This window comes from Vibrio sp. STUT-A16 (assembly GCF_026000495.1).
In the GTDB taxonomy this organism is placed as follows: domain Bacteria; phylum Pseudomonadota; class Gammaproteobacteria; order Enterobacterales; family Vibrionaceae; genus Vibrio; species Vibrio diabolicus.
In genome coordinates this window covers 3,375,983-3,397,256 of record NZ_AP026765.1, presented here as the reverse complement: position 1 = coordinate 3,397,256, position 21,274 = coordinate 3,375,983, and the positions used below count along the sequence as shown (strand labels likewise).

The 21,274-nt window shown below is 45.3% G+C and carries 19 protein-coding genes; 15 read left to right on the top strand and 4 right to left on the bottom strand.

The genetic code is table 11. The features are described from left to right. Positions 1-96: 96 nt before the first annotated feature. Entirely contained in the window at positions 97-1,005 is a 909-nt protein-coding gene (locus tag OO778_RS16025; RefSeq protein ID WP_258614001.1) for a DMT family transporter, read from the bottom strand. A gap of 168 nt (positions 1,006-1,173) precedes the next feature. Here OO778_RS16025 and rmuC point away from each other — a divergent pair, with 168 nt between their 5' ends. The 7 genes from rmuC (at position 1,174) to tatC (ending at position 7,363) form a co-directional block, all read left to right on the top strand. After that, positions 1,174-2,706: a DNA recombination protein RmuC gene (gene rmuC / locus OO778_RS16020; RefSeq protein ID WP_005394435.1), complete on the top strand. Its 1,533-nt coding sequence runs from the start codon at positions 1,174-1,176 to the stop codon at positions 2,704-2,706. Positions 2,707-2,784: 78 nt separating this feature from the next. After that, the gene (gene ubiE, locus OO778_RS16015; protein ID WP_005379210.1) at positions 2,785-3,564 is read left to right on the top strand and encodes a bifunctional demethylmenaquinone methyltransferase/2-methoxy-6-polyprenyl-1,4-benzoquinol methylase UbiE; all 780 of its coding nucleotides are present in this window, start codon (positions 2,785-2,787) and stop codon (positions 3,562-3,564) included. An 11-nt stretch (positions 3,565-3,575) separates the two neighbouring features. Further along, positions 3,576-4,211 (top strand): SCP2 domain-containing protein, encoded by a 636-nt coding sequence (locus tag OO778_RS16010; protein WP_264910370.1) that lies wholly within the window; start codon positions 3,576-3,578, stop codon positions 4,209-4,211. Beyond that, complete coding sequence (gene ubiB / locus OO778_RS16005) at positions 4,208-5,842, top strand: ubiquinone biosynthesis regulatory protein kinase UbiB (RefSeq protein ID WP_006741774.1); 1,635 nt, start codon at positions 4,208-4,210, stop codon at positions 5,840-5,842. Before OO778_RS16010 ends, ubiB begins: the two co-directional genes overlap by 4 nt. 52 nt (positions 5,843-5,894) lie before the next feature. Further along, positions 5,895-6,140, top strand: coding sequence for a Sec-independent protein translocase subunit TatA (gene tatA / locus OO778_RS16000; protein ID WP_005382958.1), 246 nt, complete (start codon positions 5,895-5,897; stop codon positions 6,138-6,140). A gap of 3 nt (positions 6,141-6,143) precedes the next feature. Beyond that, the gene (tatB, locus tag OO778_RS15995) at positions 6,144-6,542 is read left to right on the top strand and encodes a Sec-independent protein translocase protein TatB (protein ID WP_074191881.1); all 399 of its coding nucleotides are present in this window, start codon (positions 6,144-6,146) and stop codon (positions 6,540-6,542) included. A gap of 68 nt (positions 6,543-6,610) precedes the next feature. Beyond that, positions 6,611-7,363, top strand: coding sequence for a twin-arginine translocase subunit TatC (gene tatC / locus OO778_RS15990; RefSeq protein ID WP_005394442.1), 753 nt, complete (start codon positions 6,611-6,613; stop codon positions 7,361-7,363). A 460-nt stretch (positions 7,364-7,823) separates the two neighbouring features. On the opposite strand, the gene OO778_RS15985 is transcribed toward tatC, so the two are convergent. Then, positions 7,824-8,585 (bottom strand): TatD family hydrolase, encoded by a 762-nt coding sequence (locus OO778_RS15985; RefSeq protein ID WP_074191882.1) that lies wholly within the window; start codon positions 8,583-8,585, stop codon positions 7,824-7,826. A gap of 184 nt (positions 8,586-8,769) precedes the next feature. Here OO778_RS15985 and hemB point away from each other — a divergent pair, with 184 nt between their 5' ends. From hemB to polA, 3 genes are all read left to right on the top strand, one after another. Next, complete coding sequence (hemB, locus tag OO778_RS15980) at positions 8,770-9,831, top strand: porphobilinogen synthase (RefSeq protein ID WP_031777176.1); 1,062 nt, start codon at positions 8,770-8,772, stop codon at positions 9,829-9,831. A 127-nt stretch (positions 9,832-9,958) separates the two neighbouring features. Continuing rightward, the gene (locus OO778_RS15975; RefSeq protein ID WP_012841227.1) at positions 9,959-10,393 is read left to right on the top strand and encodes a GNAT family N-acetyltransferase; all 435 of its coding nucleotides are present in this window, start codon (positions 9,959-9,961) and stop codon (positions 10,391-10,393) included. 620 nt (positions 10,394-11,013) lie between these two features. After that, entirely contained in the window at positions 11,014-13,800 is a 2,787-nt protein-coding gene (gene polA, locus OO778_RS15970) for a DNA polymerase I (RefSeq protein ID WP_074191883.1), read from the top strand. Positions 13,801-14,548: 748 nt separating this feature from the next. Here the strand turns inward: polA and yihA are convergent. Next, positions 14,549-15,208 (bottom strand): ribosome biogenesis GTP-binding protein YihA/YsxC, encoded by a 660-nt coding sequence (gene yihA / locus OO778_RS15965; protein WP_005394452.1) that lies wholly within the window; start codon positions 15,206-15,208, stop codon positions 14,549-14,551. Between the two features lie 159 nt (positions 15,209-15,367). Here yihA and OO778_RS15960 point away from each other — a divergent pair, with 159 nt between their 5' ends. The 5 genes from OO778_RS15960 to hemN all read left to right on the top strand — a co-directional run bounded on the left by OO778_RS15960 (position 15,368) and on the right by hemN (position 20,077). Next, on the top strand, positions 15,368-15,985 hold the full coding sequence (locus OO778_RS15960; protein ID WP_005379248.1) for a c-type cytochrome: 618 nt from the start codon (positions 15,368-15,370) through the stop codon (positions 15,983-15,985). An 839-nt stretch (positions 15,986-16,824) separates the two neighbouring features. Further along, positions 16,825-17,463, top strand: coding sequence for a class I SAM-dependent methyltransferase (locus OO778_RS15955; protein ID WP_005394454.1), 639 nt, complete (start codon positions 16,825-16,827; stop codon positions 17,461-17,463). Beyond that, entirely contained in the window at positions 17,463-18,005 is a 543-nt protein-coding gene (yihI, locus tag OO778_RS15950; protein WP_005379252.1) for a Der GTPase-activating protein YihI, read from the top strand. The genes OO778_RS15955 and yihI overlap by 1 nt, the downstream gene beginning before the upstream one ends. A gap of 7 nt (positions 18,006-18,012) precedes the next feature. After that, on the top strand, positions 18,013-18,501 hold the full coding sequence (locus OO778_RS15945; protein ID WP_005379254.1) for a DUF2489 domain-containing protein: 489 nt from the start codon (positions 18,013-18,015) through the stop codon (positions 18,499-18,501). Between the two features lie 184 nt (positions 18,502-18,685). Beyond that, positions 18,686-20,077 carry an oxygen-independent coproporphyrinogen III oxidase gene (gene hemN, locus OO778_RS15940; protein ID WP_074191884.1) on the top strand — a complete coding sequence of 464 codons (1,392 nt, stop codon included), beginning with the start codon at positions 18,686-18,688 and terminating at the stop codon, positions 20,075-20,077. A 68-nt stretch (positions 20,078-20,145) separates the two neighbouring features. Here hemN and add read toward each other — a convergent pair whose 3' ends face one another. Next, complete coding sequence (add, locus tag OO778_RS15935; RefSeq protein ID WP_005395038.1) at positions 20,146-21,150, bottom strand: adenosine deaminase; 1,005 nt, start codon at positions 21,148-21,150, stop codon at positions 20,146-20,148. Between the last annotated feature and the right edge of the window lie 124 nt (positions 21,151-21,274).

Genomic DNA, 21,274 nt, shown 5'->3' with positions numbered 1-21,274 from the left:
ATTCCCAGCAGCGTAAGGCGCTTTCTATCATTAAACTGTTAGCTATATCTCTTTTTTATCCAACTCATTGCATCGTTTATTGAGGTTTTTTGTTCATCATTGAGAAGTGCTCATGGCTTTGGTTTTTTTACCCCACGATACTTGTTGGACCACTAATCCACTGATGATTAGTATTAAACCAATCAAGGTTGATGGATGAATTTCTTCACCAATGATGGTTGCCAATAGCATCAGTGAGATGAATGGCGAAGCAAAGATCAGATTACTGATGCGGGCTGTGTTTTGCGTCGATTTGAGGGCGCTTAGCCATAGGACGAAAGTAATCCCCATTTCAAATAGCCCGACATACGTCACCGCTGCCCAGCCTTTAATTGAGATTGCCTGCCAGCTCGCACCTTCATAAATACTTAAACCAATGGTAAATGGAATAGCGACCAAAAAACCAAGTAATACACCAACCACAGGGTCGGCCTTATTTTTGGTGTTTAAAATCCAGTAACCAGCCCACAACAGTGTCGATAGCAGCGCCAGTCCCACGCCCAACGGGCTCTCGAATTGCATGCCGAGAACATTGCCCTGCGTGGCAATCACAATCACGCCTACATAGCTAAAACCGCAAGCGAGCCAATCTTTAGCACGGATCTTCTGCCCTAAGAAAACAGCAGCCATTAGCGTCAAGGTAATGGCCCAGCTGTAGTTGATCGCTTGGGCTTGGGATGCAGGCAGCAAGTCATACGCTTTAAAGAGAATGACGTAATACGCCAAGGGGTTAATCAACCCAAGCAGTAGGTAATACCAAGGATTTGAGAGGAAGGTGGCACTTAACTGGCCCAACTTGCCTTGCACACCACAGATTATCGTCAGCGCAATCGCAGAGACGATACTGGCAATGCACAGCATTTGGATTGGCGTAAATTCTGCCAACGTGAGTTTAAATGCGGTTGCAACGGTAGACCAAAGTAATACTGCTGAGAGCCCAAATCCTAGGGCGCGACGCTCGTTCATGATGCCTCTGCGTGATGATGTGCCGCTCGGTCTGGTTCATTTGAGCGGAAGAAAGAATATTATAGGAAGGCCTAGTGTATGCGAGGATTTTTCATCCAACAAACTGGACATTTATCCAGTGTCTAAATACCATTGTTATAGATACAAAACACAGGCTAACTCGCTATTATGCAATGGATTCTTGAGTACCAATCTCTCATTCTCTCTTCTCTTTGCGCTGCCACGCTTAGTGGTGTCGCCGTCGGTTGGTGGGTGAAACAGCGTTTTATCACCCAAACTCAGCTTCTCGAACAACAACTTGTTTCAGAAAAGCAGCTTCACCAACAGCAGCTTGAACAGGTTAAACAAAGCCTTGCTGATGCCCAGCAAGAGTTGGATGAATTAGATGATGAGCGCGATAAAGCTGCGTTTGAAGTACGCCAAACACACGGAAAGCTGATGGCCGCAATGGAAAAACTGCGTTACTTCGAGGCTGTAAAGCAAGAGCGCCAGCAATACTTTGATGAGCTTGGCCAGATGCGTGAGCACAAATCACGTTTAGAAACGCAACTACGTGAGCAGCAAGCACGTCATGAGCAAATCAACCAAGCCAATGCCGAAAAACTGCAAATTCTAGAGCAAGCGGAAGCGCGCCTGAAACAGCAATTTGAGCACTTGGCCAACCAACTGTTTGAAGAAAAAACCGCGAAGGTCGACTTGCAAAACCGTCAGAGTTTGGAAGGTTTGTTGTCACCGCTCCGAGAGCAGCTAGAAGGATTCAAAAAGCACGTTAATGACAGCTTTAGCCAAGAAGCTAAAGAGCGCCATACCTTAGTGCATGAGCTCAAAAACCTGCAACGTTTGAATGAGCAAATGACGCGAGAAGCGGTTAATTTGACCCAAGCGTTGAAAGGGGACAACAAGCAGCAAGGTAATTGGGGGGAAGTGGTGCTCGCGAGGGTGCTTGCCGAGTCGGGACTGCGTGAAGGGCACGAATATCAGACTCAGGTGAATTTGCAAAATGAAGCAGGCAAGCGCTACCAACCTGATGTGATTGTTCATCTCCCACAAAACAAACAAGTGGTTGTGGATTCCAAAATGGCGCTGGTCGCCTATGAGCGCTATTTCAACGCCGAAACTGATGCCGAGCGAGACCAAGCTTTGAGTGCGCACTTAGCCGCACTGCGTGCGCACATTAAGGGTTTAAGCATGAAGGACTACCACAAACTCAAAGGTATTCAGAGTTTGGACTATGTGCTGATGTTTATTCCGGTTGAGCCTGCGTTCCAAGTTGCGATTCAAGCCGATCCAAGTTTGATCAAAGACGCGATGGAGCAAAACATCATTTTGGTGAGCCCAACAACGTTGCTGGTGGCACTGCGCACCATTGATAATCTATGGCGCAATGAACGGCAGAATGAAAACGCCAAAATGATTGCGCAGCGCGCGACAAAACTCTACGACAAATTACGATTGTTTGTGGACGACATGGAAGGGCTCGGCGGTGCGCTGGATAAGGCGAATCAAAGCTATCAAGGCGCAATGAACAAGCTTGCCACAGGGCGTGGGAATGTGATTCGTCAAGCCGAAAGCTTTAAGCACCTTGGGGTTGAAATCAAACGACCAATTTCTTCTGACCTCGCACAGTTAGCGCAGAGTGATTCATTTTCAGAAAATGACCCGTTAGTAGAAAGACATCCGGCTGAGGATAAAGTAAACTAATCGCCCGCAGTGCAGTGGGCGATTTTATTTGTCAGCAAACGCCCCGCAGAGAAAAAGCGCTGCCTAAGAGGAATTAGAATGACGGACACAAGTTTGCAATCCAATACAGCGTTAGAGAATGAAACCACCCACTTTGGTTTCTCTACAGTGGCAAAAGACGAAAAAGTGACTAAGGTTGCCGAAGTATTCCACTCCGTGGCAACAAAATACGACATCATGAATGACCTGATGTCTGGTGGTATTCACCGCCTTTGGAAGCGCTTCACTATCGATTGTAGTGGTGCTCGCCCTGGCCAACGTATTCTTGACCTAGGTGGTGGTACGGGTGATTTAACGGCGAAATTCTCGCGCATTGTTGGCGATGAAGGCCATGTCATCCTCGCTGATATCAATAATTCAATGCTTAACGTTGGCCGCGATAAACTGCGCGATAACGGAATTGTGGGTAACGTGCATTACGTTCAAGCCAACGCAGAAGAACTGCCGTTCCCAGATGATTATTTTGATGTCATCACCATCAGTTTTTGTTTGCGTAATGTGACTGACAAAGACAAAGCGCTTCGTTCAATGTTCCGCGTACTGAAGCCAGGCGGCCGTCTATTGGTGTTGGAATTTTCAAAACCAGTGCTAGAGCCGTTATCGAAAGTATACGACGCATATTCATTCCACTTATTGCCGAGAATCGGTGAGCTAGTTGCGAATGACTCAGAGAGTTACCGCTACCTAGCGGAGTCAATCCGTATGCATCCAGACCAAGAAACGCTGGAAGGCATGATGCAAGACGCAGGTTTTGAAAACACCAAATACTACAACTTAACTGGTGGTATTGTGGCTTTGCATCGCGGTTATAAATTCTAAGGGTTAACGGCATGCCATTTGAACCACTTATCACCGCTGTGATTGAAACGTCACTGAATACTCTGATCAAAGACGACCCTGCATTGGGCCGTCGTTTAGCGCGTCTAAAAGGTCAAGTTATTCAAGTTCACCTGAAAGAGATCAATAAAACACTGACGTTCGTTTTTAGTCAGCAAATTGATGTGCTCGGTCATTATGAAGGACAGCCAAACTGCTACTTATCGCTCAACTTGAGCGTGTTGCCAGAGCTGCGTGACCAGGCCAACATCACTCGCCTTATTAAACAAGATAAACTCGAGCTTGAAGGCGATATTCAATTGGCGCAGAAATTCTCTCAGTTGATGGTGGATTGCAAGCCAGATGTTGAAGAGTGGTTGTCTCGCGTAACTGGCGATGTCGCCGCACATACCTTTGTGCAAGGTTCAAAAAACATAGGCAACTTCCTCGTATCTCAAGCAGAGAAACACCAGCGTCATCTTGCTCAAGTAGTGACTGAAGAGTGGAAGTTGGCACCTGCTCCTCTAGAAGTGGTGTATTTTTGCGACCAGGTTGATGAGGTTCGCAGCCAGGCTTCTCGCGTTGAAGCTCGCTTGACTGCTTTGCTGAATAAGCTGGATGCAGATAAGCCGGCATTGGAGAAACCATGACGCCAGCAGAACTAAAGCGTTTATACCACATCGCCAAAGTACAACTGGAATACGGCTTAGATGAGCTGCTTCCCGATCACCAACTGACTAAAGCTCCGTTATTACTGCGCAAAAGCCTGTTCTGGATTAAGAACAAGCATCCAGAAAAACCACTCGGTGAGCGCCTGCGTTTAGCGTTGCAAGAGCTGGGACCAGTTTGGATTAAGTTCGGTCAGATGATGTCAACGCGCCGTGACTTATTTCCTCCGCACATTGCTGATCCCCTGGCTTTGCTTCAAGACCAAGTGGCGCCATTTGATGGTGAGCTAGCAAAAAAGCAGATGGAGCAGGCATTAGGTGGCCCGTTAGAAAACTGGTTTACCGAGTTTGATATCAAACCACTGGCGTCTGCGTCGATTGCTCAGGTGCATACTGCGCGTTTAAAAGACTCTAACCAAGAAGTGGTATTAAAGGTTATCCGCCCAGATATTCGCCCGGTCATTGATTCAGATCTAAAACTGATGCACCGAATGGCGCGTATAGTCGCCGGAGCGATGCCTGAAGCACGTCGTTTGAAACCGGTTGAAGTTGTACGTGAGTACGAGAAAACATTGCTTGATGAACTCGACTTACGACGTGAAGCGGCGAATGCCATTCAGTTGCGCCGCAACTTTGAAGGCAGCGAAGAATTGTATGTTCCTGAAGTTTTTCCTGACTTCAGTAATGAAACTGTCATGGTTTCTGAGCGAATATACGGCATTCAAGTCTCTGATATTGATGGCTTGAAAGCAAATGGCACCAATATGAAATTGCTCGCGGAGCGCGGCGTGAGTGTGTTCTTCACTCAGGTGTTCCGAGACAGCTTCTTCCATGCCGATATGCATCCGGGGAACGTGTTCGTCAAACCCGAACATCCAGAGAACCCAATGTGGATCGGGCTAGATTGCGGAATCGTTGGTACACTTAATAGTGAAGACAAGCGTTATCTGGCGGAAAACTTCCTGGCGTTTTTCAATCGAGACTACCGCCGAGTGGCGGAGTTACATGTGGACTCAGGATGGGTGCCTGCCGATACCAATGTCGATGAGTTTGAGTTCGCGATTCGCATTGTGTGTGAGCCTATTTTTGCTAAGCCACTGTGCGAAATCTCCTTTGGTCATGTGCTGTTGAATTTGTTCAACACGGCACGTCGATTCAATATGGAGGTTCAGCCACAGCTTGTATTGCTGCAAAAAACGCTGCTGTACGTGGAAGGTCTTGGTAGGCAGCTGTACCCTCAGCTTGATTTGTGGGAGACCGCAAAACCATTCCTTGAAGAATGGATGATGAATCAAGTTGGGCCGCAAGCTTTGGTGAATGCGATTAAAGATCGCGCACCATTTTGGGCGGAGAAGTTACCGGAACTGCCAGAGCTGCTTTACGATAGCCTGAAACAAGGTAAAGCGATGAACCAACGCATGGATCAGCTTTACCAAGGGTATCGTCAGAGCAAGCGCCAGCAGGCGACAGGAAAGTTTTTATTTGGCGTTGGCGCCACTTTAGTCGTATGCTCGGCAATATTGGTGAACAATGCTTTTGAGCAGCTTTCGTTGGCCAGCGGTATCGCAGGTGTCACATTTTGGCTGCTTAGTTGGCGAGCTTATCGTCAATAGACGTTAAACTCTTGAAATATTTTTGTTTATTTAAAGACCCGAGGTAAAGAGAATGGGTGGTATCAGTGTTTGGCAACTTCTAATCATTGCTGTAATTGTTGTATTGCTATTCGGAACTAAGAAACTACGCGGTATCGGTGGCGATCTGGGTGGTGCCGTTAAGGGCTTCAAAAAAGCGATGAGCGAAGATGAACCTGCGAAAAATGACAAAGACGCAGACTTCGAACCAAAAAGTTTAGAAGAGCAGCAGAAAAAAGAAGCTGCTCCTGAAACGAAAAAAGATAAAGAGCAGGCATAAAACGTGTTTGATATCGGTTTTTGGGAACTGGTATTAATATCTGTTGTTGGTCTGGTCGTTCTTGGGCCGGAGCGTTTGCCTCATGCTATTCGCAGCGTGTCTCGCTTTATCGGTGCCGCTAAGAGTATGGCAAATAGCGTCAAAGACGAATTGTCACACGAGCTGAAAGTCCAAGAGCTGCAAGAAAACTTGCGCAAAGCAGAGCAAATGGGGATGGATGATTTGTCCCCTGAGTTGAAATCTTCAGTCGAAGAATTGAAGAAAGCAGCGCAATCTGTAAATCGTCCTTACGCAAAGAACACCGATTCAGAGGCTGAGCCTGTAAAAACAGAGCCAGCAGCAGAAAAGGTAGAGAAAGCGGAAGAGAGGAAGGTTACAGCGGCAGATAAGAAAGCCGAATAGTCTCATTAGGAGGAGCTACTAGTGATTGGTAGCTCCTTTTTGATCTGGTTTTTAATAAGAGGTTTGCCATGTCTACCGTCGAGCAGACACAACCTTTAATTAGTCATTTGTTGGAGCTTCGCAACCGACTACTGCGCTCAATTTTGGCAGTGTTGGTCGTGTTTGTCGGACTAATTTATTTCTCTAACCATATTTACGAGTTTGTTTCCGCACCTTTAGTAGAGCGTCTACCTGAAGGCGCGACCATGATTGCTACGGATGTGGCTTCACCCTTTTTCACGCCACTGAAGTTGACGTTAATCGCTTCGGTATTTATTGCGGTGCCGTTTATTTTGTATCAAGTTTGGGCCTTTGTTGCTCCTGGCTTATACAAACATGAGCGTCGTTTGATTATGCCGTTGCTGTTTTCCAGCTCACTGCTGTTTTATTGCGGTGTGGCATTTGCGTATTTTGTGGTGTTTCCACTAGTGTTTGGCTTCTTTACTGCTATCTCATTGGGTGGTGTAGAGTTTGCGACCGACATTTCTAGCTATCTCGATTTTGTCCTAGCACTATTTATGGCGTTTGGTATCGCGTTTGAGGTGCCTGTTGCGATCATTTTGTTGTGTTGGACTGGTGCCACCACTCCAGAAGATCTAAGACAGAAACGGCCTTATATCATTGTGGCGGCGTTTGTCGTAGGCATGGTGTTAACGCCACCAGACATGATCTCGCAAACCTTACTCGCTATTCCGATGTGTTTACTGTTTGAAGTCGGTTTGTTCTTTGCGCGTTTTTATACGCGTCGAGGCGAAGAGGCAGAAGCGGAAACCGAAGAATAAGTTTACTGTAGATGTAAAAAGCGGCTCAATTGAGCCGCTTTTTTTGCGGTTGGTTTGTTTCTTGGGCTAACTACTTAACTTTCATGACGTAACCACACTTTGTGCATACGTATACTTCCTTGATGCCCAGCAGCTTTTGAAAAAAACTGCGCGGTACGCGTTGTAAGTAAGCACCATGTGTACACACTTCAACTTCCATATTCATGCTGTTTTACATTTGTGCTAATTAATGGGCATAAAGCAGTATAGAAAAAGAATATGTCTAATTGTCGACAGTTTTGCAAAACAGACGAAGTAAAGTGGCGATATGAGAGGTAAGTAGAGTTGCTAGTTAATTATTATGTTTATCAATAACTTTGTGTGGGTTGTTCTATTATTTCAATAGGTTGAATCATTCATTCAATAGTTTAGGTAATAAAAAAGCGACGTTGATTTCGTCGCTTTTTTCAATTTTCGTGAATTAAATATTAAACAGATTTTTGGCATTTTCAGTCGTTATTGCATCGATAGTTGCGACATCGACATCACGCAAGTCGGCAACACGTTGTGCAACGAGAGAAGTGTAGGCTGGTTCATTACGCTTACCACGGTGCGGTACAGGCGCTAAGTATGGACAATCGGTTTCTAAAATGACCCACTGCATATCCAAATGTGGAATGACTTGATCCATCCCGCCATTCTTAAAGGTCGATACGCCACCCAAGCCTAAGTGGAAGCCTAGCTCATTGATTGCTTGCGCTTCTTCTAAACTGCCTCCAAAACAGTGGAATACACCACGCAGACGACCATCTTGCTCTTGTCTTAGCAAAGTGAGTGTTTCTTCAATCGAATCACGAGTGTGGATCACGACCGGTAAATCCATCTCTTTTGCCCAGTTAAGTTGAGCTACGAACGCCATCTCTTGCTCGGCGCGATAGGTTTTGTCCCAATACAGGTCGATACCAATTTCGCCCACCGCAATAAACTTGTGTTTCTCAAACCAGCCGCGGATGACTTCCAACGTTTGCTCAACGTTGTTATCCACATAGCAAGGATGGAGTCCCATCATTGAGTGGCACACGTCAGGATACGCCGCTTCGGTTTGTAGCATGGGCTCAATAGAGTCCAGATCGATGTTTGGCAACAGGATCTTATTAATGCCTTGCGCTAAGGCGCGTTGTACTACTTCATCGCGGTCATTATCAAATTCGCTGGCATAGATGTGCGCGTGGGTATCGATCATCGTTACTCTCTGTGCTTCATGGTTGGTTTCGTATTCGAAGTATACTTGAGTGTGAGTGCTGGGTCATTTTCAGTTTTTTTCATTACCTTTTTCCAGATTGTCACTCGCAACATGCATCAAGAGTGATATGATTTTGTTCACCAGATGATTTGATCATCATAACCGTCCAGACAAGGAGAAAATGGTGTCTGTATCAATTCAAGGTCCATTCCCTGCACGCCGTATGCGTCGTTTACGTAAGCACGATTTTAGTCGTCGTTTGATGGCTGAGAACCAACTTTCTGTTAATGATCTGATTTACCCAATGTTCATCCTAATGGGTAAAGATCGTCGTGAGAGCGTGGAGTCCATGCCGGGTGTAGAGCGTTTGTCGATTGATTTAATGCTAGAAGAAGCGCAATACCTTGCAAATCTAGGTGTTCCAGCAATCGCGCTTTTCCCTGTCGTAAACCAAGACGCTAAAAGCTTATGTGCTACTGAAGCCTACAACCCAGAAGGTTTGGTTCAGCGAGCAGTACGTGCGCTTAAAGAACATATTCCTCAAATCGGTGTGATCACAGATGTGGCACTTGACCCATTCACGACGCACGGCCAAGACGGCATCATCGATGAAGATGGTTACGTAATGAATGATGAAACCACGGAAGTACTGGTTAAGCAGGCTTTGTCTCACGCTGAAGCGGGTGCTGACGTCGTCGCGCCTTCAGACATGATGGATGGCCGTATTGGTAAGATCCGCGAAGCATTAGAAAATGCGGGCTACATTCATACACAAATCATGGCTTACTCGGCTAAGTACGCGTCGAACTACTACGGACCATTCCGTGATGCGGTTGGCTCTTCTTCAAATCTAAAAGGCGGCAACAAGAAAAACTACCAAATGGACCCAGCAAACATTGACGAAGCGATCCATGAAGTGGCGCTAGACATCAATGAAGGTGCGGACATGGTGATGGTTAAACCTGGTATGCCATACTTAGATGTAGTTCGCCGAGTAAAAACCGAACTTCAGGTACCGACGTTTGCTTATCAAGTATCTGGCGAGTACGCGATGCATAAAGCGGCGATCATGAATGGCTGGCTCAAAGAGCGCGAAATTGTGATGGAATCACTACTGTGCTTCAAACGTGCAGGTGCTGACGGCATCTTAACGTACTTTGCGAAAGATGTGGCTGAGTGGTTGGCAGAAGAGAATGCACAAACTGCTCAACACCTAAATCGTACTCCGGAAGCGACTGAAGAGTAATTATCGCTCAGTGAGAAACACCAGACCAACAAGAGTTGTTCGTCTGTATATACCCAAGTAACCTCAGGCGGATTACAACAGTAACAATCCAAGGTGCTTGGGTATTTTTATTTTGGAGAAGAGAACAATGACAATGCTGATTCGTGAAGGCACATTGGAAGAAGCACTTCAAGTTGTGGCACGTGTTACCGAATTTTCGAAAGGAGAAACGGTAGACTCCATGACTCAACGTTTAGAAGAGAAAAACAGTTTAATCCTCGTTGCAGAAAAAAATGGCACGATTGTCGGCTTCAAAATAGGTTACGAATTAGAGGATGGTGTTTTCTATAGCTGGTTGGGTGGTGTCGTTCCTGAGGCTCGAAATGAAGGCGTGGCACAATTACTTTTGGAAGCACAAGAAGATTGGGCGGCTGAGCAAGGCTATAACACGTTAAAAGTGAAATCTCGAAATCAGTTTCCTGCTATGCTTCGATTGTTATTGAGGAATGGCTATATCATTGAAAAATTTGAAGAAAAAATTAATCTTCGTGAATCTCGAGTTCATTTCATTAAAGCGATGTGAAAATAAATGAGATTTTTTCTCATTTAACTGTTGACTACGAAATGAGAATCATTATTATTAAACCTGTCTTAGGGAATGAGGAAGAGTTCATAAGGACGTTGAATGACTTATTAACAGAAGTTGATTAACTGAAAGTTGAGAAGTGATGAAACATTTTTCCGAGAACTTGCACGAATTCTTTTTGACACGACATTGCTCACATTGCTTCCAGTGTAATTTATAGCTTCTTGGTTAAGCTGCTCTATTTACAGAATTTGCTTTACCACTTCTGCTAGGCGACCCCATTCGGGTCGCTTTTTTCTTTTCTACGATTTCTATTTGACGTCACTATTCGTATTTTTTCCACACACGATGATCATTTAAGGATCGTTGATCTTCTCGCCGTTTTATGAAATAAACATTTAAAAACAATAACTTAACGCGCGTGTTTTTTGTGTTTTCTATCATTGGATAACCAGTGGATAATTTCTATAAACAGAGTTATCCACAGGGTGAGGTTATCTTCGTGAATAAAATCGAAAAATTTACGCGACCTAGATCGAGCGAACAAGATAGATTCGGATCAGCAGTCATGGCATCCTAGACAGATCTCTCAAGTACTGAATTGGATACAGACAATTATGGCAAGTATTCCTGAAAATCCGTTGATCCTTATCGACGGCTCTTCTTACCTATATCGCGCTTTTCACGCCTACCCGGGCACCATGAGTAATGGTGAAATTCCAACTAATGCCGTTTACGGTGTCGTGAACATGTTACGCAGCATGATGCGTCAGTTTGCGTCTGAGCGCATCGCGGTGGTTTTCGATGCGAAAGGAAAAACCTTCCGTGATGATATGTATGCAGAATACAAAGCTAATCGTCCGCCAATGCCGGATGATCTGCGTTGCCAAATTGAACCATTGCACAATGTTATTCGCGCGATGGGTTTACCACTGATCTGTGTTCCTGGTGTCGAAGCGGATGACGTCATTGGTACGTTGGCGCATCAAGCATCACAAAAGGGCATGCCTGTATTGATCAGTACTGGTGATAAAGACATGGCGCAGTTGGTGGATGATAATATTACCCTGATCAACACCATGACGAACGTCGTGATGGATCGTGAAGGTGTGGTTGAAAAGTTTGGCATTCCACCTGAGTTAATCATCGACTACCTAGCGCTGATGGGCGATAAAGTAGATAACATCCCTGGTGTACCAGGCGTGGGTGACAAAACAGCGACCGCACTACTGCAAGGTATTGGCGGTCTGACTAAGCTGTATGAAAATCTCGATGACATTGCTGCGCTTGGCTTCCGTGGTTCTAAAACCATGGCGAAGAAGCTCATCGATAACAAAGAAAATGCCATGCTGTCGTACGAGCTCGCGACCATTAAATTGGATGTTGAACTTGAAGAAACGCCAGAATCACTGCTGAAAGCGGAACCAAATAAAGACGAACTAGTGAAGTTGTATGGTCAACTGACGTTTAAATCTTGGTTGAACGAGCTACTTGAAGGTGGTTCTGGGTCGGTAGAAGCTGTTGAGCTTGCTGGCTCTGCTCAAATGTCTTCTTCTCATGCTGAGATGGAAACTTCCGCAGTGACAATCGACCGTAGCCAATATGAAACGATTCTGGATGAAGAAACCTTCAATGCGTGGCTAGACAAACTTCAAACGGCCGAGTTGTTTGCGTTTGATACGGAAACCGACAACCTAGATTACATGCTAGCGAACCTGGTTGGTTTGTCATTCGCTGTCGATGAAGGCATTGCCGCTTATGTGCCTGTTGCACATGACTACCTAGATGCACCTGAACAGCTTGATCGTGATTGGGTTCTAGGACAGCTGAAGCCAATTCTTGAAGATGCAGCGAAAGCAAAAGTTGGTCAAAACTTAAAGTATGATGCGTCTGTATTGGCTCGTTATGATATTGAGCTAAAAGGTATCAAGCACGACACGATGTTGGAATCGTACATTTACAACAGTGTCGGCGGTAAACACGATATGGACAGCTTGGCGCTTCGCTTCCTACAACACAGCTGCATTTCTTTTGAGCAAATTGCAGGTAAAGGCAAAAATCAGCTGACGTTTAACCAAATCGAGTTGGAACAAGCATCGCCATACGCGGCAGAAGATGCGGATGTGACCCTTCGTCTGCACAATCGCTTGTTTGCGAATATCGAGCAGGATGAAAGCCTGAAGACAGTGTACGAAGAGATTGAAATGCCGTTGGTGCCAGTTCTTTCGCGCATTGAACGCACCGGGGTCTTTATTGACGAAATGAAGCTGAGTGCGCAGTCGGTAGAGATTACCGCTCGCCTTGATGAGCTTGAAAAGAAAGCGTATGAAATTGCAGAGCAAGAGTTCAACATGAACTCGCCAAAGCAATTACAAGCCATCCTATTTGAAAAAATGGGTTTACCGGTGGTGAAGAAAACGCCATCAGGTACACCATCGACGAATGAAGAAGTGCTACAAGAGCTTGCCTTAGATTACCCACTGCCAAAATTGATTTTGGAATATCGCGGTTTGGCGAAGCTTAAATCGACGTACACGGACAAGCTGCCGAAGATGATCAACCCAACAACAGGGCGTGTGCATACTTCTTACCATCAAGCAGTAACCGCAACAGGTCGTCTATCTTCTACCGATCCGAACTTACAAAACATTCCAATTCGTAACGAAGCCGGCCGTCGTATTCGCCAAGCGTTTGTCGCACCATCTGGGCATAAGATCTTAGCGGTCGACTACTCGCAAATCGAACTGCGCATCATGGCTCACCTTTCTGGCGACCAAGCGTTATTAGATGCCTTCCGTGATGGTAAAGACATTCACGCGGCAACTGCGGCAGAAATTATGGGTCTGGATATTGAACAAGTATCGAGCGAGCAGCGTCGTCGTGCTAAAGCCGTTAACTTCGGGCTTATCTATGGCATGAGTGCATTTGGTTTGGCGAAGCAGCTTGGTATCCCTCGCGGCGAAGCACAAGCCTACATGGATAAATACTTTGAGCGTTACCCTGGCGTTATGCAGTACATGGAAGACACGCGCAGCACGGCTGCAGATAAGGGCTATGTTGAAACGATTTTTGGTCGACGTTTGCATTTACCAGAAATCAAATCGCGCAACGGGATGCGTCGTAAAGCTGCTGAACGTGCGGCAATCAACGCACCGATGCAAGGTACAGCTGCGGACATCATTAAGAAAGCGATGCTGTTGGTTGATCAGTGGATTCAGGAAGAAGGCAATGGCCGTGTGAAGTTGTTAATGCAAGTACACGATGAATTGGTCTTTGAAGTTGAAGAGTCATCATTGTCCGAAATTGAAAGTAAAGTACAGAAATTGATGGAATCTGCAGCAGAGCTAAAAGTACCATTGGTTGCAGAGGCAGGGCACGGTGACAACTGGGATCAAGCTCATTAGTCACTTTTAGACCAAAATAACCAATTAATTATGAGCCAGCGCACAAACGCTGGCTTTTTTTTGCGATTAAAAAAGCTAGCGTAAAGTTAACTTTGATGTTGCTTAATAAAAATTTCATGAAAAAAAACTACAAAAATTCTTTGCAATTCTGACCAATTGTTGTACATTAATACTCGTAGGGTACAGAGGTAAGATGTTCTATCTTTCAGACCTTTTGTTTCACGTTATTGGATTAGGCTGATTCAGCCGCCCCAGTCAGCTTTTGACTGGGGCGTTTTTTATTGGGCGAAAGAAAATTTTTCTTTTTGCTCAATGTGTTGGGTTGGTAACGACTTATCTTTATATTTCTCCCACCTTTAACCTATTGTCTAAACTCCAATTTTCTTCAAAAACTCACAAACTATTCAGTCTGTAAATTTATGCCAATCACACTATGATTTTTTCTCGAAGGAAACTAAGTTGACGTGGAAGTGGGTAGATTTCTGTCTAACTTGTTGAATTGTATTTTCTTTATTGGTTATGGTTGTGAGTTGATTAAGCGAAAGCTAAAGTTAGGCGGCTTTTTAAGCTATTGAAATCATCCGATAGTTCAGCAATGCTTCGTCACATAACAATAATTACCAATTTTTCTCTCCCGTTATCCCTGCCAGGAAGGTGGGGATTTTTATTGCCTGTTATTTAGCTCAGATAAACAAAAGCCCCACCAAATGGTAGGGCCGTGTCGAAAAAATTTAACAAATATTGTTAATTATTCTTCGTCGCTTGCTGGGGTATCCAGTTCGCCTTCTTCTATCAGGTGTGCGAGCGCCGGTGCAAACCAGGTATCCAGTTTTGCGCGCAGCTGATCAACGCCTAACCCTTTAAGGGAAGAGAACACATCAACGGAAACGTCGCCACCGAAAGTTTCCACTTGTTTGCGAACTTTCAGCAGGGTTTGTTTGCGTGCGCCACTTTTTAGTTTATCTGCTTTGGTTAGCAAAACTTGCACAGGAATGTGGCTGTCGATGGCCCAGAAAATCATTTGCTGGTCGAGATCTTTCATTGGATGACGAATATCCATCAGAACCACTAAGCCTTTTAGGCACTCGCGTTTCTGTAAGTATTCACCCAAAGATTTCTGCCATTTGTTTTTCATCTCTACCGGTACTTGAGCAAAACCGTATCCAGGTAGATCGACAATGTGACAACCTTCTTCTACTTTGAAAAGGTTGATTAATTGCGTACGACCAGGTGTCTTTGATGTCTTGGCTAAGCTTTTTTGATTAGTTAGACGGTTAAGTGCACTCGATTTACCAGCGTTTGAGCGTCCTGCAAACGCAATTTCGACACCTTCGTCTTCCGGTAGGTGACGAATATCGGGTGCGCTGGTGATGAAATGCGTATTTTGGTAATGAATTTTTACGCTCACTGTTAACTCCATCTCGACTTTGTGTAGTCGATTGATTACTTTTTTGTGAAAATGTGTAAAATAACCGTGCTCGGCATAAGGTCGCCTATTGTACCATGAGTGTACGCGGTATGTTCACATTCCGTGGTACTGGAAGCTTGATAATTATAATGGAATGTCATGAAGAAATTAGCGCTAATTTTGAGTCTTTTAGCCAGTTGCTCAGTATGGGCCCAAGGTAATATTGAGGCTGGTAAAGCAAAATCACAAACCTGTGTCGCCTGTCACGGAGCAGATGGCAACAGTGCAATAACAACGTACCCGAAACTCGCAGGCCAACACGCTAAGTATCTTGAGAAGCAGTTAAAAGAACTTAAGCTAGGCATGACAAGTGGTGGTAAACAAGGTCGTTACGATCCTGTAATGAGTGGTATGGCAATGCCACTGAGCGATGAAGATATCGCAGACCTATCTGCTTACTACGCTTCGCTACCAGTTTCAGAAAACTCAACACCTGAAGATGTGGTAGCAAAAGGCAAAACGCTTTATACCGCTGGTGATGCCGAGCGTGGCCTAACCGCATGTATTGCATGTCATGGTCCTCGTGGCAATGGTACTGAGCTTTCAGGTTTCCCGAAAATTTCTGGTCAGCATGCTGACTACATCAAAGCTCAGCTAGAAAAATTCCGTGATGGCGACCGTGGTAATGATATGAATGCCATGATGCGCGACATCGCGAAGAAAATGACAGACGAAGATATCGAAGTGCTGTCTAAATACGTTGGCGGTCTGCACTAATATACCTAAATCGCTCAAGATCCTGCATCTTGAGTTTATTGGGTAGATGTCCCTACATCGTTCGAGCAACTTGTACAAAAATGCCCTAGTGAATCCACTAGGGCATTTTTGTTCGTGACAGATATCACAGTCGAGTTTGGATGCGAAAGCGATAGTTAGCTCGGTAGTTTGTGAGACATTTGCCATACTTGATGTTGGCTTTTTCTTGTTGATGTTTTTAAGTTTTTGATTAAATGATAATTTTGATGTTTTAGAAAAATAGGTGGATTATTTTTTCAACTCATTACTTGTGAGCATCGCGGGATGGCGTAAAGTAGAAGTTGTTCACAGGGGGTGAATGTAAGGATTTAAGACCACGGTTTAGGTCTCCAAGGATGTAGCTCGGATGCTTGGTGATTTAGAAAGGGATTTAGATAGGTAGGGAGCCTATCAGATAAGGATGGTCATCTCGTCTGACGGTTAAGACAGTGAAACGGATCAGGCACAGGAAGTTGCTCAGTAGACAGGAAGTAAACGGATAGCCAAAACTCATCAGGAAGATGAAAAACAACTCTTTTTGGCAGGGAAAGCTCGAAAAACAAAGGGATCATTGGTGCACCAAATGTGTGCAACACAGTTTCGCCAATTGATGGCACTTAGAAAGCGACAGTCTGACTGTCGCTTTTTTTATATTCTTTTCCCTTGGTAAGTCGCAATCTGAATTACGATTACTGCACTTATTTACTTCGATGGGTTGTAAACAAAGTTTTTTAACAAAAATTGCTGAAAAAATGCTCAGTAACACTCCAATCTGAGTTCACTTTCTGGTATGTTTCGCATCCCTGTTTGAGGAAGTCAGCATGCATACCTGTCCTTTATGCCAAAATCAGCGTACTCACCACTATTTTGAAGATAAGCGACGTGAATATCTTCAATGTGAGCAGTGCAGTTTGGTGTTTGTGAATCCAGACCAACGTTTGGATGCGGAAACCGAAAAAGCTCACTATGATTTGCATGAGAACAACCCTGAAGATTTAGGTTACCGACGCTTTTTGTCGCGTATTGCTGACCCGATCACAGAGCGAATTTCTCCACAATCAAATGGTATCGACTTTGGTTGTGGTCCTGGCCCAACGCTCTCCTTGATGCTGGAAGAGGCGGGGCACAACATGGCGTTGTACGATCTCTACTACCACCCTGATACGTCGGTTTTAGAAAAAACGTACGACTTCATGACAGCAACAGAGGTGATAGAGCACCTCTACCACCCAGATTTGGTGTGGAAGCAATGGTTGAATTTAGTTAAGCCAGGGGGCTGGATAGGCCTGATGACGAAAATGGTCATCGACGTGGAGGCTTTCAAATCATGGCATTATAAGAACGATCTCACTCACGTAGTGTTCTTTAGTCGTGACACGTTCCAGTTCCTAGCAGAGCGGGATAAGCTCGAACTCGAATTTATTGGTAATGATGTAATTTTACTGAGGAAACCCCAGTAATGAGCCGTAGTAAAAAATCTAGAAAACCGGGTGCCGCTGGTGCACCTGAGTTTGTTGTAACTCGTAACCGTACAGAATCTGATGTGGAAGGCCGCTTACGCAAGCGTGCTAAAAAGCGTAAAGGTCTGAAAACGGGTAACCGTAACTCAGAAGTTAACGAGCAGAAAAAGCAAGCTGCTGCACAAAATCGCGACCCGCGCTTAGGCAGCAAAAAGAAAATACCTCTGATTGTTGAACCTGCGAAGAAAATGACGAAGCAAGAGCGTCGTTTGTCGGCAGAGCAAGAACTAGAGATGCTAGAAAATGACGCGCAATTGAACGTGTTGCTAGACCGTATTGAAGCGGGTGAAAACCTGGGCACAGGTCTACAGAAATTCGTCGATGAGAAACTCGATCGCATTGAGAAGCTAATGGACCAACTAGGTTTGTTGGAACCTGAAGAAGAGGAAGACTTCACTGCACCTGCTGAGAAAAGCACGCGCAACGATGATGACTTGCTGGCAGATTTCGACGACATTAATTTCGACGACTATAAAGGATAATTAAGCTATGAATGTAACCTTATTAGCTATTGCTGGTGTTGTGATTATCATCGCACTCGCTTCTTATGCAGGTTACCTTCTGCTTCAATTGAAAAAGCAAAAGGAATTGCAGCTGAAGCATCAAAAATTGGCGATAGACAAACGTAACGCCAACATTTTTGAGAATGTGCATACCTTGTGTCAGGCGGGCATTCAAGGCCAGTGCGATTTATCTGAAATCAGTATCCGTGTGTATAACATCATGGATTATGTACAAGGTGAAGACCGCGTTGATTTCGATAAAACGTACCCTGCGATTTCTGAGCTTTACCACATCGTGAAAGATATGGCGCGTGGCGAAGAACGCCAACAACTTGCCAAGAAAGAGCGTATGCAACAGAACTTGACGCGTCATAAAGCGGAAAGCCGCCTCACTGATGCGATTATTGAGGAGCTCAAAGTGTTGCAGAAAAACGTCCAGCCACTGAATAATCAAATCAATATTCAGATGATTTAAGCGCGCCCCCCAATAGTCTCCTTATGGCTAATGGGGGCATCGTGATCACGCTAGCACTTCTTTAGTTTTATACTTAAAAAGCCAGTCGGCGTTGCCACGCTTGTCATCGTCGTATGGCAAAATAGCGGCTCTGAATATCGGGTGACGGCTTTCGTTGCCCTAGCATTTAACGGAAAGTACCACCATGTCGAATCAACACACTGAATCGAAACAGCAAATCGTCTGGGATCAAGCGGTATTGGATAAGTACAACTATTCCGGGCCTCGTTATACGTCGTACCCAACGGCGCTGGAGTTTCATGAAGCGTTCACCATTTCTGATTATGATATGGCATGCACTCAATACCCAGAACGCCCATTATCGCTGTACGTGCACATTCCGTTCTGTCACAAGCTTTGTTACTACTGTGGTTGTAATAAAGTCATCACGCGCCACTCGCACAAAGCGGACGAATACCTCGATGTGCTTGAGCATGAGATTCGTCAACGTGCAGCCTTATTGGTGGGCAGAACGGTAACGCAATTGCACTTTGGTGGTGGTACGCCAACGTTCCTTTCTGAAAAGCAAATTACACGCGTAATGAGCCTGTTGCGCCAAGAGTTTACCTTTAGCAGTGATGCTGAAATCAGTATCGAAGTTGACCCGCGTGAAATTCAGATCACCATGCTGGATCACCTGCGTAGTGAAGGCTTTAACCGCTTGAGCATCGGTGTTCAGGACTTCAACAAAGAAGTGCAAAAACTGGTGAACCGTGAGCAAGATGAAGAGTTCATCTTTGCGATGGTTGCGCGCGCAAAAGAGCTGGGTTTCCGTTCGACAAACCTAGATTTGATCTACGGCTTGCCAAAGCAAACCAAAGCCTCTTTTGCCAAGACGTTAGAACAAGTACTGGAAATGCAGCCGGGCCGTCTGTCCGTGTTTAACTACGCGCACATGCCACAGCTATTTGCAGCGCAGCGTAAGATTAAAGACGAAGATCTGCCTAAAGCAGAAGAGAAGATGGCGATTCTGCAAGATACCATCGCGACACTGACTGGCGCTGGCTACCAGTTCATCGGTATGGACCACTTTGCATTACCTGATGACGAACTTGCCGTTGCTCAGCGCGAAGGTATTTTGCATCGCAACTTCCAAGGCTACACCACACAAGGTGAATGTGATTTGGTTGGCTTTGGTGTCTCTGCAATCTCGATGATCGGCGATGCGTACGCGCAAAACCAGAAAGAGCTGAAGAAATACTACGCTCAAGTCAACGAACTTCGTCACGCTCTGTGGAAAGGGGTCTCTCTAGACTCTGATGATTTGCTACGTCGCGAAGTGATCAAGCAGCTGATCTGTAATTTTAAACTAGACAAGAAAGCGATTGAGTCTGAGTTTAAAGTGAAGTTTGATCAGTACTTTAAAGAAGACTTGCAGCTACTTCAGACCTTCATCAACGATGAGCTGGTGGAAGTGGATGACAATGAAATTCGTGTGACGCTGCGAGGTCGTTTGCTGATCCGTAATATTTGTATGAGCTTCGATAAGTACCTGCGAGCGAAGGCGCGTCAGCAACAATTCTCTCGTGTTATCTAATCATAGACGCCGATTCAAGATATAAAAAATGCCAGCAGATGCTGGCATTTTTTATGTTTTCGCTGGATTTAAGCGCGATCTTTTACTTTTGCTTTCAGTTCGGCTTTTTCTGCTTCTGAAAGGAACGCAATCTCAAGGCCATTGATTTGCGCTTGGCGAATCTGGTCTTGGCTCAGACCAGCTGCTGGTGCCGCTACTTCGTATTCGTATGGCAGTTCGATGCCTTCTACCGCTGGGTCATCAGTGTTCAGACACGCAAGAACGCCATGCTCTAGGAACTGTTTGAGAGGGTGGTTTTCTAACGTTTCTACCGTGCTTGTTTGGTAGTTTGATGTTAGGCAAGACTCAATACCAATGCGGTTTTCTGCTAGGTAATCCATCAGTTTTGGATCGTGGATCGCTTTTACGCCGTGACCGATACGAGTTGCGCCCAGCTCATTGATTGCTTGCCACATGCTCTCTGCACCTGCTGCTTCACCAGCATGAACCGTTACCCCAAGGCCAGCGTCGCGTACTTGTTTGAAGTGAGACACAAAGCGATCGCCCGGTTGGCCCAGTTCGTCACCCGCCAAGTCGACAGCAACGATGTGATCTTTTTGGCTCAGAATGCCGTCCAGTTCTTGTTGGCACGCGTCGGTGCCAAATGTGCGGCTCATGATGCCGATCAGGTTGGCTTTCACGCCAAAATCGCGCATACCCGCTTGCACACCGTCCACGACTGCTTCAACAACACCCGCTACTGGTAACTTGTGTTTCATTGCCATGTAGTATGGTGAGAAACGCAGTTCAGCGTAATCGATTTGAGCGTTTAGTGCGTCTTCCACGTTTTCGTACGCCACACGACGACATGCATCTAGGTCGCCCAGTACCGCAACACCCCAGTCGAGCTTAGAAAGGAAAGCAACAAGAGAGGGTTCCGCTTCGACAATTTGAACGTGAGGAGTTAGAGACTCAATATCGTACGCTGGCAGAGCAATACCAAATTTTTGGCCAAGCTCAAGAATCGTTTTAGTACGAATGTTACCGTCTAGGTGGCGGTGCAAATCAGTAAGAGGAAGGTTCTTCGTTATCATTATGTCGATCCGGATAGTTATGAACTGGAACAGGGCCCAAACATCATCTGTGACAATACATGGGTAAGATTTGCAGTTAAGTATAAATAACAGTTAGGTAGATTGTCAGTAGAGGATGACTAGG